The organism is Actinosynnema sp. NPDC004786 (genome assembly GCF_053601135.1).
This window is the reverse complement of the sequence record NZ_JBSGBG010000007.1, coordinates 192,672-207,252: the sequence shown is the minus strand read 5'-3', so window position 1 is coordinate 207,252 and position 14,581 is coordinate 192,672. Positions and strand designations below refer to the sequence as shown.

The following is a 14,581-nucleotide window of genomic DNA, read 5'->3' as shown; positions in this document are numbered from 1 at the left end:
CATCGGCGTGCCGGCCGTACGGCTTGACCGGATTCACTTCATCGAGTGAAACCGCGAGAGTCGTCCCCTCGCGCCGCGAGAGTCCTACGTCCAGGACCCGTGAATTCAACGCTCAGGTCACCCACCGCTCGTCGTGAGCGTTGAACTCGGGGTGCGTGAACGTTGGACTCTCGCGGCGCGGGTGTAGGACTCTCGCGGGTGGGTCAGCGGTCCATCAGGGCGAACACGCCCCAGCCCAGGTACTCGCGCTGGTAGCGCGCGTACCGGACCGGGTCGGCGGCGAGTTCGGCGCGCAGGGTGGGCGCCAGCTCGTCGTCCGGGTTCTCCGCCAGCCACCGCTTGGTGTTGAGCCACTGCGCGGCGACGTAGCGGTCCCAGCTGTCCTGGTCGGCCAGCACCATCTCCACCACGTCGCAGCCCAGCTCGCCGAACTGGGCCAGCAGCCCCGGCAGCGACAGGTAGTCGTCGCGGCTGGTGGCGTGGCTGCCCTCGACGGCGGCCTGGTCGGGCGGGTCGAGCCGCCAGTACGGGTGCCCGACCAGCAGCAGGCCGCCGGGGCGCACGCTGCGCCGCAGCAGCTCCACCGTGCCCGGCACGCCGCCGCCGATCCACGTCGCCCCGACGCACGCGGCGATGTCGACCGGCTCGTCCGCGACGTGGCCGGACGCGTCGCCGTGCACGAACTCGACCCGGTCGGCCACACCCAGCTCGACCGCGCGCGCCCTCGCCGAGGCCAGGAACGCGGTGCTGAGGTCGACGCCGGCGCCGGTCAGCCCGTGGTCACGGGCCCACGTGCACAGCATCTCGCCCGACCCGCAGGCCAGGTCGAGCACGCGCCAGCCGGGCCGGGGCCGCAGCGCCCGGCCGAGGACGGCGAGCTTGACGTCGTCGATCGGGTTGTGGATGCGGTGGGTGCTTTCGCGGATGGTGAAACTACGGGGTATGTCCACTTCCGGTGGTCCTCACGTCCAGGGGAATGGTCGGCGTGAACGGCCGCTCGGCGGCCGGGACCCGGACGGGCATGCGAAGCACCTCATTCGTGGACATCGGGTACGGACGGCGGTGAGGCTAGGCCCGGCCGCCACCGCCGGTCCACCGCTTTTCCGCCCCGGACGTCCACAGTGGACAAGGGGTGGATATGAACCCTATTCGGAGCGATCTCGGAATGCGGCCCGGAAATTGCGGAAAAATGTTCCTGATCACTCGAATGCACGGCCCTCGATTCGGTAGCGTCGAAGGTCACAGGGAGGAAGTCAAGTCCAGGGGGGACCATGACGGCCGGCCGCTTGATTCTCGACGACGGGGAACTGTCCTACCTCGGGCAGGGCGAGGGGCCGCCGGTCGTGTTGCTGCACGGCGGCGCGCTCGGCGGCGTCACCTGGGAGCGCCAGTTCGACCTGCTGGCCCGCGATCACGCGGTGGTCCGGTACGACGCGCGGGGTCACGGGGAGTCCTCGCCGCCGACCGGCCCGTTCGCCCACCACGAAGACCTGAGGGCGGTGCTGGACGGGCTGGGGCTGGACCGGGCGACGCTGGTCGGCCTGTCGCTGGGCGCGCGCACCGCCGTCGACTTCGCGCTCACCCACCCCGACCGGGTGGCCGCCCTCGTGCTGGTCGGTCCCGGCGTCAGCGGGATGGCGTTCGCGGACCCGTTCATCCTCGACCAGGCGGCCCGCCTGCGCGCCTCGACCACGGCGGACGAGGTCGCGGAGTGCCTGCTGCGGATGTGGGTGGACGGTCCGCACCGGTCGCCGGACGAGGTGGACCCGCGGGTGCGGGAGCTGTGCCGCGCGCTGGCCGTCCACGCCGTGTCGCGCGGCGCGTTCGCCCGGCCGGCGGACGAGGTGGGCGCGATCGACCGGGTGGCCGAGCTGCGGGCGCGCACGCTGGTGGTCGTCGGCGACCTCGACTCGTCCGACATCCACGCGGTCGCCGACCTGCTGCACCGCTCGGTGCCCGGCGCGGTGAAGGTCGTGGTGGCGGGCGCCGGTCACGTGGTCAACCTCGACCGCCCGGACGAGTTCGACCGCGCCCTGCTGCGGTTCCTCAGCGCGTCGCGATGAACGGCGGTTTCCACCGGGCGGTGCTCGAACGGGCCGACGCCGCCGTGCTCGTGGTGGACCCGGGTGACCTGGGCGTCCGGTGGGCGTCGCCGGCGGCCCTGCGGTTGTTCGGCTGCTCGTCCGGCCTGCTGCCGGACCTGGTGGCGCCCGGCGACGCGGCGGCGGTCGGGACGTTCCTGCACGCCGCGGGCCGCACGGGCGCGTCGCGGCTGTCGTGCGCGGTGCCGGTGGAGGGGTCGGCGCACCGGCGGGTGGACCTGATCGCCCGCGACCTGAGCGACGACCCGGACGTGCGCGGCCTGGTGGTGGTCGCGCTGGACGTCACCGGCTGGGCGGAGACGGCCGACGAGCTGGGCAGCAGGCTCAACACCGACGCGTTGACGGGCCTGGCCAACCGCACCGGGTTCCTGCCGCGGCTGGAGCAGGCCGTGCGCGGCGGGCCCGGACCGGTGCTGGTGTTCCTCGACCTCGACCAGTTCAAGGACGTCAACGACCGGCACGGGCACGCCGCGGGCGACCACGTGCTGCGCCTGGTCGGGGCACGGCTGGCCGCCGTCGTGGCCGGCCGCGGCACGGCGGCCCGGCTGGGCGGCGACGAGTTCGCCGTGCTGCTGGACGAGCTGGACGAGCGGCAGGCCGTCGCCGCGGCGCACGAGATCCTGGCCGTGATCGCCATGCCGGTCGTGCTGGACGAGGCCGTGGTCCGGGTGTCGGTGTCGGCGGGCATCACGTTCGTCCGACCCGGCCACGGCGCGGAGGACCTGGTGCACCAGGCGGACCTCGCGATGTACCGGGCGAAGACGATCGGGCCGGTGGGCGTCGCGGTCTACGACGAGAACCTGGAGGACTGGGCGCTGGCCCGCAAGCACCAGGTCGACCGGCTCGCCGAACGGCTGGAGGAGCTGCGCGCGGAGAACCGGGCGCTGACCGAGGCGGCGACGGTGGACCAGCGCACCGGCCTGCCGAACCCGGCCACGTTCGACGCCGACCACGCCCGCCGCAACCGCGTCGGCGAGCCGTACAGCCTGCTGCTGGTCGACATCGACCGCTTCCACAGCTACAACACCCTCTACCGCTACCTGGCCGGGCACGAGACGCTGCGCCTGGTCGGCGAGGCGATCAACGCCACGGCCCGCGCCGGGGACCGCGCGTACCGGTACGGGGGCGAGGAGTTCACCGTGCTGCTGCCGGACACGCCGCTGGCCGGCGCGCTGGCGCTGGGCGAGCGGATCCGGCAGGCGGTGGAGCGGCTCGGCATCGAGCACCGGGGCAACCCGGGCGGCGTGGTGACGGTGTCGATCGGCGCGGTGGAGGTCCTGCCGGGCGCCACCGTCACCGACGCCGTGGAGGAGGCCAGCGTGGCCGTGCTCCAGGCGAAGGACGCGGGCCGCAACCGGGTCGTGGGCCGCCGCGCGGGCGGCTAGCGGCCGGTGGCGGAGGGGGCCGCCTTCCTCAAGCCCGCGTGGGTCGAGCTGCGCGGCGACGGCCAACTGCTCTTGCTGCGCCCGTCCGACGGGCCGACGGCCTGGCTGATCAACCCGGGGGCCGGACGGGCCGGCGGGGCGGGGCCGGCGCGGACGTGACGGTCCGGGACCTGCTGCCGACCATGACCCGGCGGCTCTCGCCGGACGTCGCGCGGGTGAGCGTCGGCGGCGATCGGGCTGCTGGACCACTGGCTCACCCGCGCGGCGCTATGACTCGGCCGTTCGGCCGATCTGATAACTACGCACAGTAGATAATCGGCAGGGATGGATTGCGAATCAATGAATTAAGCTGGGCCGATCTGGTGAATGCCATCACGCTGAGTTAGTAAGAGTGGCGTGGACCACGACTCGATGCAGCACTTCTCCGACGGCCTCTCCACCCCGGTGTTCGCCTTCGTCGTCTCCGTCATCGGCTCCCTCATCGGCCTCGCCTGCATGGCGCGTGCCCGAGCCGAGCCCGCCCGCGCCGCCAAGACCCGGTGGACCCTGCTGGGCGCGCTCGCCATCGGGGGCATCGGCATCTGGCTGATGCACTTCATCGCCATGCTCGGCTTCGACGTCCCGGACGCCACGATCAAGTACTCCGTGCCGGTGACCGCGCTGTCGGCCGTGGTCGCGATCGTCGTGGTGGGGATCGGGTTGTCCCTGGTCACGCTCATCCGGTTCACCAGGATGCGGCTGCTCCTCGCGGGCGCGCTGGCCGGGCTCGGGGTGGCGGGCATGCACTACCTGGGCATGTCCGCCATCCGGTTCAAGGGCGAGGTCTCCTACGACCCGGCGCTGGTCGCGCTGTCGTTCCTGATCGCGGTGGTCGCGGCGACCGCGGCGTTCTGGTTCACCCTGGTCGTCACGACGACGCCGGCCAGGCTCGCGGCCGGCGTGATCATGGGCGTGGCGGTCACCGGCATGCACTACACCGGCATGGCCGCGGTGCGGGTCAGGACCGACCCGACGATCGCCGCGCCGCAGGGCACGACGGCGTTCGACCTGGTGTTCCCCGTGTTCGTGACGAGCGCGCTCGTCGTGGCGGTGCTGCTGTGGATGCTGTTCACCGACGACGACGCGCTGGGGGAGACCGCCTGACCCGCGACTACCGTGGTCCCGTGACGTCCTGGGCGGCGGTGGTGCTGGCGGGCGGTCGGGGCAGCCGGCTGGGCGGCGTGGACAAGGCGTCGGTCGTGGTCGACGGCCGCACCCTGCTCGACCACGTGCTGGCCGCGGTCGCGTCCGCGCGGCAGACCGTCGTCGTCGGACCCCGCCGGGCCGACGCGCCCGACCTGCCCGGCGTGGGCTGGACGCGCGAGGACCCGCCCGGCGGCGGACCGGTCGCGGGGCTGGCCGCGGGCCTCGCCCACGTCACGACCGACCTGGTGGTGGTGCTCGCGGTGGACCAGCCGGGCATCACCGCGTCCACCGTGGACCGCCTGCTCGCCGCCGTGGCCGACACCGGCGCGGTGCTCGTGGACGAGGACGGGCGGGCGCAGTGGCTCGCCGGCGCGTGGCGGGCCGGTGCGCTGCGCCGGGCGCTGCCCGCCGACCCGCGCGACGTCTCGGCGCGGTCGGTCCTGGGGCCGCTCGACCCGACGCCCGTGATCGCCCGACCGGGTGAAGCGCGGGACGTGGACACTCCCCGCGACCTCGCGCCGTGACCGGTTCCGCCGCGGTCGCCGCCGGGCCGGGCGAAGATCCGGCCCGACGGGCGTGAGCTGCGCCGCTGCCCGATACCGCACACCCGGACCCCTTCACAAGAGCCACACCGTCGGCAGGGGAGACTGACCACCGTCGTACAACCCTGTCGAGGAGGACCTGTTGTCCGAGCCCGCCGCCGAGGCGACCCACACGCCGGCTCGTGACGCCCAGTTGCTCGAACGCACCGTGTTCGAGGTCAAGCGGGTGATCGTGGGCCAGGACCGGTTGGTCGAGCGGATGCTCGTCGGCCTGCTGGCCAAGGGCCACCTGCTGCTGGAAGGCGTGCCCGGCGTGGCCAAGACGCTGGCCGTGGAGACGTTCGCCAACGTCGTGGGCGGCTCGTTCTCGCGCGTCCAGTTCACCCCCGACCTGGTGCCCGCCGACATCCTCGGCACCCGCATCTACCGCCAGGGCAGCGAGAGCTTCGACGTCGAGCTGGGCCCCGTGGTGGCCAACTTCGTCCTCGCCGACGAGATCAACCGCGCGCCCGCGAAGGTGCAGTCGGCCATGCTCGAGGTGATGGCCGAGCGGCACGTGTCCATCGGCGGCAAGACGTTCCCGATGCCCACCCCGTTCCTGGTGCTGGCCACCCAGAACCCGATCGAGAACGAGGGCGTGTACCCCCTGCCCGAGGCGCAGCGCGACCGGTTCCTGTTCAAGATCCAGGTCGAGTACCCGACGGCCGAGGAGGAACGGGAGATCGTCTACCGGATGGGCGTGGAGCCGCCGGTGCCCAACCAGGTCCTCGGCCCGGACGAGCTGGTCCGCCTCCAGGGCGTGGCCTCCCGGGTGTTCGTGCACCACGCGCTCGTCGACTACGTGGTGCGGCTGGTCATCGCCACCCGCGCGCCCAAGGAGCACCAGCTCACCGACGTGGCCGGCTGGGTCGCCTACGGCGCGTCGCCGCGCGCCAGCCTCGGCATCATCGCCGCCGCCCGCGCCCTCGCGCTCGTGCGCGGCCGCGACTACGTGCTGCCCCAGGACATCGTGGACGTGGTGCCGGACGTGCTGCGGCACCGCCTCGTGCTGTCGTACGACGCGCTCGCCGACGGCGTCCCGCTGGACCACATCATCACCCGCGTGCTCCAGACCGTGCCGCTGCCGCAGGTCTCCGCCCGTCCGCAGACGCCGCAGCCCGCGGGCAGGCCGTGACCGAGCCGACCCCGACGACCGCCGGGCGGCCGAGCTGGGCGCCGCCGGTGCTGCACGGCGGCCGGATGGAGGCCGCGCTGCGCACGCTGGAGCTGGAGGTGCGCCGCCGGCTGGACGGCCTGTTGCAGGGCAACCACCTGGGTCTCGTGCCCGGACCGGGCTCCGAACCCGGCGAGGCGCGGCCCTACCAGCCCGGTGACGACGTGCGGCGGATGGACTGGGCGGTCACCGCGCGGACCACCGTGCCGCACATCCGCGAGACCGTCGCTGACCGCGAGCTGGAGACGTGGCTCGCGATCGACCTGTCGCCGAGCCTCGACTTCGGCACGGCGGCGTGCGAGAAGCGCGACCTGGTCGTGGCCGCGACCGCCGCGGTGGCGCACCTGACCCGCGGCGGCGGCAACCGGATCGGCGCGCTGGTCTCCACCGGCGACCGGCTCGTCCGCGTGCCCGCGCGCGGGGGCCTGGCGCACTCGCGCGGCCTGATCCGCAAGGTCGCCGAGACGCCGCGCGCGCCCGAGGGCACCCGCGGCTCGCTGGCCGAGGTGGTCGAGCAGCTGCGCCGCCCGCCGCGCCGCCGCGGCCTGGTCGTGGTGATCTCGGACTTCCTCGGCGCGACCGACTGGCAGCGCCCGCTGCGCGCGTTGTCCGCCCGGCACGACCTGGTGGCCGTCGAGGTGATCGACCCGCGCGACATCGACCTCCCCGACGTGGGCACGGTCGTGCTGGCCGACCCCGAGTCGGGCCGGCAGCGCGAGGTGGTCGCGTCGCCGCTGCTGCGCCGCGAGTTCGCCGCGGCGGCGGCCGAGCACCGGGCGGAGGTGGCCGCCGGGTTGCGCCGGGCCGGGGCCGGGCACCTGGTGCTGCGCACCGACTCGGACTGGATCGCCGACACCGTGCGGTTCGTCGTGGCGCGCAAGCGCCGCTGGTCGGGAGGTGTGGCCTGATGAGCCTGTCCGGGTTCACCGCGCCGTGGTGGTTCCTGCTGCTCGTCGCCGTGGCGGCGCTGGTCGCGTGCTACGTCGTGCTGCAACGCGTGCTGCGCAAGCGGACGCTGCGGTTCGCCAACCTGCCGATGCTGGAGAAGGTCGCGCCCAAGCGCCCCGGCTGGTACCGGCACGCGCCGGCGGCGTTGCTGATGGTCGCGTTCATCGCGCTGACCGTGGCGCTGGCCGGGCCGACCGCCGAGCAGAAGGTGCCGCGCAACCGCGCCACCGTGATGCTGGTGATCGACACGTCGCTGTCGATGAAGGCCACCGACGTCAAGCCGTCCCGGCTGGAGGCCGCGCAGGTGGCCGCCAAGTCGTTCGCCGAGGGGCTGACGCCGGGCATCAACCTGGGGCTGATCTCGTTCGCCGGGTCGGCCACCGTGATGGTCGCGCCGACCACCGACCGCGGCGCGGTCACGCAGAGCATCGACGGGCTGAAGCTGGCCCAGTCGACCGCGACGGGTGACGCGATCGTGGCGGCGCTGGCCGCGATCGACTCGTTCGGCAAGGTGGTCAGCGGCGCGGACGGGCCGCCGCCCGCGCGGGTCGTGCTGATGACCGACGGCAAGGAGACGGTGGGCACGCGGGACGCGTTCGACGCGGCCGAGGACGCGAAGAAGGCGGGCGTGCCGATCTCCACGATCTCGTTCGGCACCGAGGAGGGCGTGGTCGAGATCGAGGGGCGTCGGCAGGACGTGCCGGTGGACGACGACTCGATGAAGGAGATCGCGAAGCTGTCCGGCGGCGAGTTCTTCAAGGCCGCGAGCGCCGAGGAGCTGCGCCGGGTGTACGACACGCTCGGCGAGCAGATCGGGTACGAGAAGAAGCAGGCCGACGCGTCGCGGCCGTGGGTGGCGGTGGGCACCGTGCTGGGGATGCTCGCCGTGGCGGGCGCGCTGCTCTTCGGGCAACGTCTGCCGTGAACGGGCAGTATGTCGCCCGTGGTGGTGGCGGAGCACTGGCGGGAGATGGTCGACTGGTCCGTGGCGCTGCTGCGCCGCGGCACCGGCGAGGGCGTGCCGGAGTGGAACCGGCGGGTGCTCGCGTCCGGCGTGGACAACGAGCGTGACCTGCGGGTCTGGCTGCGGGAGCAGGGCGTCACGGGGTACCCGCAGATGCTGCTGGTGATGGAGCGGTTCGGGTACCCCGAGTTCATGGACCCGCGGTCGGACTGGGCGTCGGCCGGCGTGGTGGACGCCCAGTACGCCGACCGTCCCGAGCTGCGCCCCATCCTCGACCGGGTGCTGGCCGAGGCGGCGTTGCTGGGGCCGATGCGCGTCCAGGCGCGGAAGGCGCACGTGGCGCTGCTCACGCCCCGGCGGACGTTCGCCGTCGTGAAGCCGACCACGCGGACCCGCGTCGACCTGGGCCTGCGCCTGCCGCCCCACCCGCCGGCGGGCCGTCCGGGAGCCGTCACCGTGCGCATCGCCATCGCCAGCGCCGACGACGTGGACGACACCACCCTGGACCACCTGCGCACCGCCTACACCACCAACACCTGACCCGTGAGTCGAACCTCCAGCACCCGCGTGTCCCACGTTCGCGTCCACCGTGTCCTACGTTCAGGCACCCCGAGTTGAACGCTCGGAACAGCCCCGGCCGTCCTGAACGTCGAATTCGGGGTACCGGAACGTAGGACACGGTCGTTCTGGACGTAGGACACGCGGGTGGGTCAGCCGTGCAGGGTGCGGTAGGTGGCGGCGGCGCCGGGGTGCAGGGGGAGGCCGGCGGTGCCGATCAGGCTGCGGACGTCGAGGAACTGGGTGCCCAGCGCCTGCTCCGGGACCAGGGCGGCGGCACGGGAGACCAACGTCCGCGTCACGGCGGCGGCCACGTCGTCCGGCAACGACGCCCGGCACACCAGCAGGTTCGCCACCCCGATGGTCGGCACCTCGCGCGTCGCGCCGTACACCCCGACCGGCACCGACACCTGCTCGTACACCGAACCGTGCGCCGCCCGCAGCCCCGGCACCAGGTCGGCCAGCGGCAGCAGCCGGATCCCCGGCGACGCGGCCAGCTTCGGCGTCGGCACGCCACCCGACCACAGCAACGCGTCGACCCGGCCCTCCGCCAACGCGCCCACCGCGTCACCCAGCCGCAGGTGCTCCACCCGGACGGATCCGCGCAGCCCCAGCGCCACCAGCATCCGCTCCCCGGACAACGACGCGCCGGACCCCTCCGCGCCCAGCGACACCGCCCGCCCGGCGAGGTCGGCGGGCGCCCGCGCCGGGTCGTCCTCGCGCACCACGAGCTGCAGGTAGTTCTCGTACACCCGGCCCAGCGCCCGCAGCTCCAACCCCGGGTCGGCCACGCGCGCGGAGTCGGCCAGGGTCAACGCCACCTGCGCCCCGCCCGACGCCAGCAACGCCAGGTTCGCCAGGCTGCCCTCGGTCTCCAGCACCCGCCCCCGCACGTCCGACAGTTGCGCCGCGAGCAGGGTGGCGAAGTCGAAGTACATGCCCCCGCGCTCACCGGCGGCGATCGCCACCTCCCCGGACGGCCCGCCGGGCGCGCACCCGGCCGCCACCAGACCCAGCAGGAACACCCGCCGGTTCACAGCGCCGGCTCCAACGGCAGCGCCACCCGGGCGGTGAACCCCTCGCCCGGAGCGGACGACAGGGTCAGCACCCCCTGCCGGGCCTTCACGAGCTGGTCCGCGATCGCGAGCCCCAACCCGGTGCCGGGCTGCCCGGACGCCCCGCGCCAGAACCTCGACGTGGCCAACGCCAGCTCCTCCCCGGTCAACCCCGGACCGTCGTCGCGCACCTCGACCCACCCGACCCCCGCCGCACGGTCCGCGCCCAGCGACACCCGCACCGCGCCGCCGTACTTCACCGCGTTGTCCAGCAGCACGTCCAGCACCTGCGCCAGGTCCGACTCGGGGCAGCGCACCAGCACCGCCAACGCGGGCGTGACCGGCAGCGGCACCTGCCAGAACCCCGCCCGCTCCACCGCCACCGCGCCCACGTCGGCCAGCTCCGGCTCACGCCCGCCCGCCGCGACCTCGGTCGCCGCGCTCTCCGCCGACGCCAGCGCGAGCAGCCCGTCCAGCAACGACTCCAGCCGCTCGATCTCCGCCATCCCGGCCGTGTACGCGCGCACGCCCTCCGGCTTGACCTGCCCGGCCAACGTGTCCATGCGCAGCCGCAACGCCGCCATCGGGTTGCGCAGCTGGTGCGACGCGTCCGCGATCAGCCGCCGTTGCTGGTCCGCCGCCTCCGTGACGGCGTCGGACATCCGGTTGAACGACTCCGACAGCTCCCGCACCTCCGGCGGCCCGCTGCTGCCCGGCACGTGCGCCCGCCGCTCGCCCGCAGCCACCGCCCGCACGCCCACCGCCAGCTCCGCCAACGGCTTCAGCAGCCACCGCGTGACCGCCAGCACCAGCAGCACCGAGGCGACGGCCGCCGCCAACGCGCCACCGAGGACCAGCAGCCACCGGGCCGTCACGTCCGCCGCCGCGCGCTCCACCGACGCCCGCAGCACGACCGCGCCGGCCACCCGGGTCCCCGTGCCCACCGGGCGGGCGAACACCACGTGCCCCGACGACCACGGCTTCACCGTCGGCACCGGGGGCGTGGGCTGGTTGCGCAACGCGGCGTCCAGCACCTGGGCCAACGCGGGGTCGTCCGCGGTCAGCCCCGCCTGCGCGACCGGCCGCCGCCGCGCGTCGACCACCACCACCGCGTCGCCGTACAGCTCGACGTACGCGGCGACCTCGTCGGCCAGCGCCGCGTTGTCGCCCGTGGTCTCGGCCTGCTGGGCGAGCGCGGCGAACCGGTCCAGGTCGCCGGTGCGGGCCAGCACGAACCGCTGGGTGCGCTCGGCGGCCGTGGCCGACAGCAGCGGCCCGGCGAACGCCGCCACGGCCGCGGCCGAGAACAGCAGCAGCACGAGCAGCAGGCGGCGGCGCATTCACCCACCGAGCCGGTAGCCGAAACCGCGGATGGTGGTGAGCAGGCCGGGGCGGTCCAGCTTGGCCCGCAGACCCGCCAGGTGCACGTCCAACGACCGCGACACGGCCAGGTACGCGTCGCCCCACACCTCGTCCATGAGCTGCTGGCGGCTCACCGCCGTGCCCGCGCGGCCGGCCAGCGCGGCGAGCACGTCGAACTCCTTCGTGGTCAACGACACCTCCCGGTCGCCGACCACCACCCGCCTGCCCTCCAGGTCGATCTCCACGTCGCCGACCCGGACCCGGCGGTCCCTCGGTCCGGTGAGCGCCGCGCTGCGCCGCGCGACCGCGTCCATCCGGGCCAGCAGCTCGCCGAGCCGCACGGGTTTCACCAGGTAGTCGTCGGCGCCCAGGCGCAGGCCGCGCACCACCGACCGCTCGTCGCCCCGCGCCGTGAGCACCAGCACGGGCACCGGCGAGACCTTGCGGATCTTGCGCAGCACCTCCAGCCCGTCGGTGTCCGGCAGGCCGAGGTCGAGCAGCAGCAGGTCGAAGTCGCGGTGCACGAGCAGCGCGTCCGAGCCCCGCGCCACCCTCGTGGGCCGGTGGTCGTTGCCCTCCAGCGCCTCGACCAGCGCGTCGGCGACCCCGTCGTCGTCCTCGACCAGCAGCACGCGCACCCGGCCACCCCCTTTTTGGTAGGGGCGATTATGGCGTCCGGGGTGTAAACAGGTGCCTGTGAGCATTGACGAGCACGTGCCCGCCCTCCTGCTGGACGAGGCCAGTGAGGCGCTCGAAGAGCTGGCGAGCGTGCTCGCCGACGGGCAGAGCCTGGCCGAGGCCCTCCAGCAGCTGGCGGAGTCGGCGTCGCGGATCATCCCGGACGCCGAGCACGTCAGCGTGACCGTCGTCGGGCCCGAGGGGCCGACCACGGCGGCGGCCACCGACCCCAAGGTGGTCGCCATCGACACCGACCAGTACGTGGTCGGCAACGGTCCGTGCCTGGAGGCGGCGCGCACCCAGCGGCCCGTCCGGGCGACCCCCGAGGACGGTCGGGAGCGGTGGCCGGAGTTCGCGGCCGCCGCCGAGGAGGCGGGCGTGTGCGCGTACCTGTCCGCGCCGATCGTGGTCGAGGACACGGTGCTCGGCTCGTTGAACATGTACAGCTCCGACCCGCGGGCGTTCGACCCGTTCGACGAGGCGCTGGTGCGGCTGTTCGTCACGGCCGCGTCCACCTCGATCACCGGGTTCAGCCGGTACGAGCGCTCCCGCCGCCTGATCGAGAACCTCCAGCACGCGCTGGAGTCGCGGGCGGAGATCGACCAGGCCAAGGGCGTGCTGATGGCCGCGTACGGCATCGACGCCGAGGAGGCGTTCGGCCGGCTGGTGGTCGAATCGCAACAGCACAACACCAAGCTGCGCGACGTGGCGCGCAACCTGCTCGATTCGGTGCGCAAGCCCTGACCGCCGACAATGGTCGCCGGCGCGATTCCGCGGAATTCGGCGACCGCGACGGGTGAAGTGCCGCAAATCGGTCGTCGCCGCCCGGTTCCGGCGGCGCGGCCCTTTCCGGTTCTTCCCGGGAGAGCCGCGCCGCATCGGTCCGTCAGGCTCGGCGACGCGCGCGGCGCAGGTGGTAGAACGTGCCGCCGCCCATCGCGAGCAGCGCGCCGGCCAGCAGCAGCGCGCCCTTGACCTCGGCCCCGGTGTAGGCGAGCTTGCCGCCCTGGTCCGGGTAGCCCACGGGGACCACGGCCTGCGTCGACGTCGTCGTGGACGTGGCCGACGTCCCGGTGGTCGTGGTGCCGCCGCCGGACGAGGTCGTGGTGGTGGTGCCGGAGCCGCCCGTGGGGGTGGTGGTCGTCGTCGGCTCGGTCGTCGAGGTGTCGGTGGTCGTCGTGGTGGTGGGCCCGGTGGTGGTGCCGCCCTCGACGGTGAACTCGTGCAGCCGCGTGGCCTGGCCGGGCAGCAGCGTGCACGGCGAGACGAAGGTGCCCAGGCCCGTTTCCGAGCCGTCGGCCTTGCGCGGGGTGAGGGTGACCTCGAAGTCGCCGACGTCGATGGTGGTGAAGCCCGCGGCCGGGAACGCCACCGGCGGCGTGCCGCCCGTGGCCACCGTGTCGAACGGGCCCGACGCCGGCACGGTGGTCAGCCCCACGGTGAGGTCGGCGTTGATGTCGTACACCGTGCCCGCGTTGTCCGCCCGGGTCGTCGCCCGCGCCGTGCCCTCCACGGTGGCCGCGCCCACGAGCGCCAGGCCCTCGGTCGCCGTGGCCGGGACGGTGGCGGTCGCGGTCACCGTCGTGGCCGGGGTCGGCTGGTTCACCACCGCCGAGTCGGGCAGGTCGGCCACCTCGATGTGGACGGACATCTCCTGGTCGCCGATCAGCGGGAACGGGCAGGTGTAGACCAGCGTCAGCGACGCCGTCGCGGCGTTGCCGACGCCCGCGCCCACCAGGGCCGAACCGCCGACCACCACCGCGCCGACGGCCAGCGCGGCCACCCTGTCTCGCACTCTCATGGCAGGTCTCCCCGGGACGACCGAGCGGGCCGGTGGTGGCACCGGCCCGCGACGGTGTGGTGTGGTCACCGCTGGTGGGCGCTCACGCGGGCGCCACGGTGAACGTGTGGAGCAGCGTGTTCTGGTTCGGCTTCAGCGTGCAGTTGGAGGTGAACGTGCCCAGGCCGGTCAGGCCGCCGCTGGACGTGCGCGGCGTCAGCGTGGTGCTGAACGCGCCCAGCCGGACCGTGCTCACGCCCGCCGTGGTGAAGGTCAACGACGGCGTGCCGCCCGTGGCGACGGTGTTGAACGACCCCGCGAGCGGGATGTTCGTCTTGGCCACCGTCAGGTTCGCCACGACCGGGACCGGCGTGCCGGCGTTGTCCACCGTCACCTGCGACCGGGCGGTGCCCTCCACGGTCGAGGCGCCCACCAGCCGCAGGCCGCTCGTCGCGGTCGCCGGCACCGTCGCGGTGGCGGTGACCTTGGTCGGCGGGACCGGCTGGCCGACCACCGCCGAGTCGGCCAGGTCGGCGACCTGGATGCGCACGGTCATGTCCTGCGTGCCGATCAGCGGGAACGGGCAGCTGTAGGCGAGGGTGAGGCTGGCGGTGGCGGCCGCGCCGGTGCCCGCGCCGGCGAACGTCACCGCGCCGGCGACGGCGGTCGCGACCGCGATCATGCCGACGACCGTACGGCCAGTTCGTTTCTGCATGTGCGTCTCCTCGTCGAGAGCAGTGCGGAAAACAGTTGTTTCGGAGTGCCGCAGGGGCTACTGGTCAGTAAAGTAGCTATGTCGGGCAGGTTCG

The 14,581-nt window shown here is 73.9% G+C and carries 16 protein-coding genes; 10 read left to right on the top strand and 6 right to left on the bottom strand.

Features of this window, described 5'->3' with window-relative positions; all coding sequences use genetic code 11:
- Positions 1–203: 203 nt before the first annotated feature.
- Positions 204–950: an SAM-dependent methyltransferase gene (locus ACWEFJ_RS08925; protein ID WP_378090866.1), complete on the bottom strand. Its 747-nt coding sequence runs from the start codon at positions 948–950 to the stop codon at positions 204–206.
- Positions 951–1,271: 321 nt separating this feature from the next.
- Here ACWEFJ_RS08925 and ACWEFJ_RS08920 point away from each other — a divergent pair, with 321 nt between their 5' ends.
- From ACWEFJ_RS08920 to ACWEFJ_RS08880, 9 genes are all read left to right on the top strand, one after another.
- Entirely contained in the window at positions 1,272–2,063 is a 792-nt protein-coding gene (locus tag ACWEFJ_RS08920; protein ID WP_449713359.1) for an alpha/beta fold hydrolase, read from the top strand.
- Positions 2,060–3,487: a diguanylate cyclase domain-containing protein gene (locus tag ACWEFJ_RS08915; RefSeq protein ID WP_449713358.1), complete on the top strand. Its 1,428-nt coding sequence runs from the start codon at positions 2,060–2,062 to the stop codon at positions 3,485–3,487. The genes ACWEFJ_RS08920 and ACWEFJ_RS08915 overlap by 4 nt, the downstream gene beginning before the upstream one ends.
- Before the next feature lie 6 nt (positions 3,488–3,493).
- Positions 3,494–3,646, top strand: a complete 153-nt coding sequence (locus tag ACWEFJ_RS08910) for a hypothetical protein (RefSeq protein ID WP_449713357.1) — start codon at positions 3,494–3,496, stop codon at positions 3,644–3,646.
- Between the two features lie 237 nt (positions 3,647–3,883).
- Positions 3,884–4,630: an MHYT domain-containing protein gene (locus ACWEFJ_RS08905; protein ID WP_378094216.1), complete on the top strand. Its 747-nt coding sequence runs from the start codon at positions 3,884–3,886 to the stop codon at positions 4,628–4,630.
- A 20-nt stretch (positions 4,631–4,650) separates the two neighbouring features.
- Positions 4,651–5,196 (top strand): molybdenum cofactor guanylyltransferase, encoded by a 546-nt coding sequence (gene mobA, locus ACWEFJ_RS08900; RefSeq protein WP_378094218.1) that lies wholly within the window; start codon positions 4,651–4,653, stop codon positions 5,194–5,196.
- Positions 5,197–5,356: 160 nt separating this feature from the next.
- Entirely contained in the window at positions 5,357–6,388 is a 1,032-nt protein-coding gene (locus ACWEFJ_RS08895) for an AAA family ATPase (RefSeq protein ID WP_378094220.1), read from the top strand.
- 65 nt (positions 6,389–6,453) lie between these two features.
- Complete coding sequence (locus ACWEFJ_RS08890) at positions 6,454–7,335, top strand: DUF58 domain-containing protein (RefSeq protein WP_378094255.1); 882 nt, start codon at positions 6,454–6,456, stop codon at positions 7,333–7,335.
- Complete coding sequence (locus ACWEFJ_RS08885; protein WP_378094222.1) at positions 7,335–8,300, top strand: VWA domain-containing protein; 966 nt, start codon at positions 7,335–7,337, stop codon at positions 8,298–8,300. Before ACWEFJ_RS08890 ends, ACWEFJ_RS08885 begins: the two co-directional genes overlap by 1 nt.
- Positions 8,301–8,318: 18 nt before the next feature.
- Positions 8,319–8,879, top strand: coding sequence for a DUF5655 domain-containing protein (locus ACWEFJ_RS08880; RefSeq protein WP_449713356.1), 561 nt, complete (start codon positions 8,319–8,321; stop codon positions 8,877–8,879).
- Positions 8,880–9,049: 170 nt separating this feature from the next.
- Here ACWEFJ_RS08880 and ACWEFJ_RS08875 read toward each other — a convergent pair whose 3' ends face one another.
- The 3 genes from ACWEFJ_RS08875 to ACWEFJ_RS08865 are packed head-to-tail and all read right to left on the bottom strand — an operon-like array spanning position 9,050 to position 11,952.
- Positions 9,050–9,934, bottom strand: a complete 885-nt coding sequence (locus ACWEFJ_RS08875; protein ID WP_378094226.1) for a TAXI family TRAP transporter solute-binding subunit — start codon at positions 9,932–9,934, stop codon at positions 9,050–9,052.
- Positions 9,931–11,292, bottom strand: coding sequence for a sensor histidine kinase (locus ACWEFJ_RS08870; RefSeq protein WP_378094228.1), 1,362 nt, complete (start codon positions 11,290–11,292; stop codon positions 9,931–9,933). The genes ACWEFJ_RS08875 and ACWEFJ_RS08870 overlap by 4 nt, the downstream gene beginning before the upstream one ends.
- Positions 11,293–11,952, bottom strand: coding sequence for a response regulator transcription factor (locus ACWEFJ_RS08865; RefSeq protein WP_378094230.1), 660 nt, complete (start codon positions 11,950–11,952; stop codon positions 11,293–11,295). It abuts the gene before it with no gap.
- 58 nt (positions 11,953–12,010) lie between these two features.
- On the opposite strand from ACWEFJ_RS08865, the gene ACWEFJ_RS08860 reads away from it, so the two are divergent.
- Complete coding sequence (locus tag ACWEFJ_RS08860) at positions 12,011–12,736, top strand: ANTAR domain-containing protein (RefSeq protein ID WP_378094232.1); 726 nt, start codon at positions 12,011–12,013, stop codon at positions 12,734–12,736.
- A gap of 142 nt (positions 12,737–12,878) precedes the next feature.
- Here the strand turns inward: ACWEFJ_RS08860 and ACWEFJ_RS08855 are convergent, their stop codons facing one another.
- Complete coding sequence (locus tag ACWEFJ_RS08855; protein ID WP_449713355.1) at positions 12,879–13,793, bottom strand: DUF6801 domain-containing protein; 915 nt, start codon at positions 13,791–13,793, stop codon at positions 12,879–12,881.
- A gap of 82 nt (positions 13,794–13,875) precedes the next feature.
- A complete protein-coding gene (locus tag ACWEFJ_RS08850) occupies positions 13,876–14,487 on the bottom strand; it encodes a DUF6801 domain-containing protein (protein ID WP_449713354.1) in 612 nt (203 codons plus the stop codon).
- Between the last annotated feature and the right edge of the window lie 94 nt (positions 14,488–14,581).

What these genes read in the sequence shown, in the direction of transcription:
- ACWEFJ_RS08920 (WP_449713359.1), top strand. Translation starts at nt 1,272, where the DNA reads ATGACGGCCGGCCGCTTGATTCTCGACGACGGGGAACTGTCCTACCTC.
- ACWEFJ_RS08915 (WP_449713358.1), top strand. Translation starts at nt 2,060, where the DNA reads ATGAACGGCGGTTTCCACCGGGCGGTGCTCGAACGGGCCGACGCCGCC.
- ACWEFJ_RS08890 (WP_378094255.1), top strand. Translation starts at nt 6,454, where the DNA reads ATGGAGGCCGCGCTGCGCACGCTGGAGCTGGAGGTGCGCCGCCGGCTG.
- ACWEFJ_RS08885 (WP_378094222.1), top strand. Translation starts at nt 7,335, where the DNA reads ATGAGCCTGTCCGGGTTCACCGCGCCGTGGTGGTTCCTGCTGCTCGTC.
- ACWEFJ_RS08870 (WP_378094228.1), bottom strand. Translation starts at nt 11,292, where the DNA reads ATGCGCCGCCGCCTGCTGCTCGTGCTGCTGCTGTTCTCGGCCGCGGCC.
- ACWEFJ_RS08855 (WP_449713355.1), bottom strand. Translation starts at nt 13,793, where the DNA reads ATGAGAGTGCGAGACAGGGTGGCCGCGCTGGCCGTCGGCGCGGTGGTG.
- ACWEFJ_RS08850 (WP_449713354.1), bottom strand. Translation starts at nt 14,487, where the DNA reads ATGCAGAAACGAACTGGCCGTACGGTCGTCGGCATGATCGCGGTCGCG.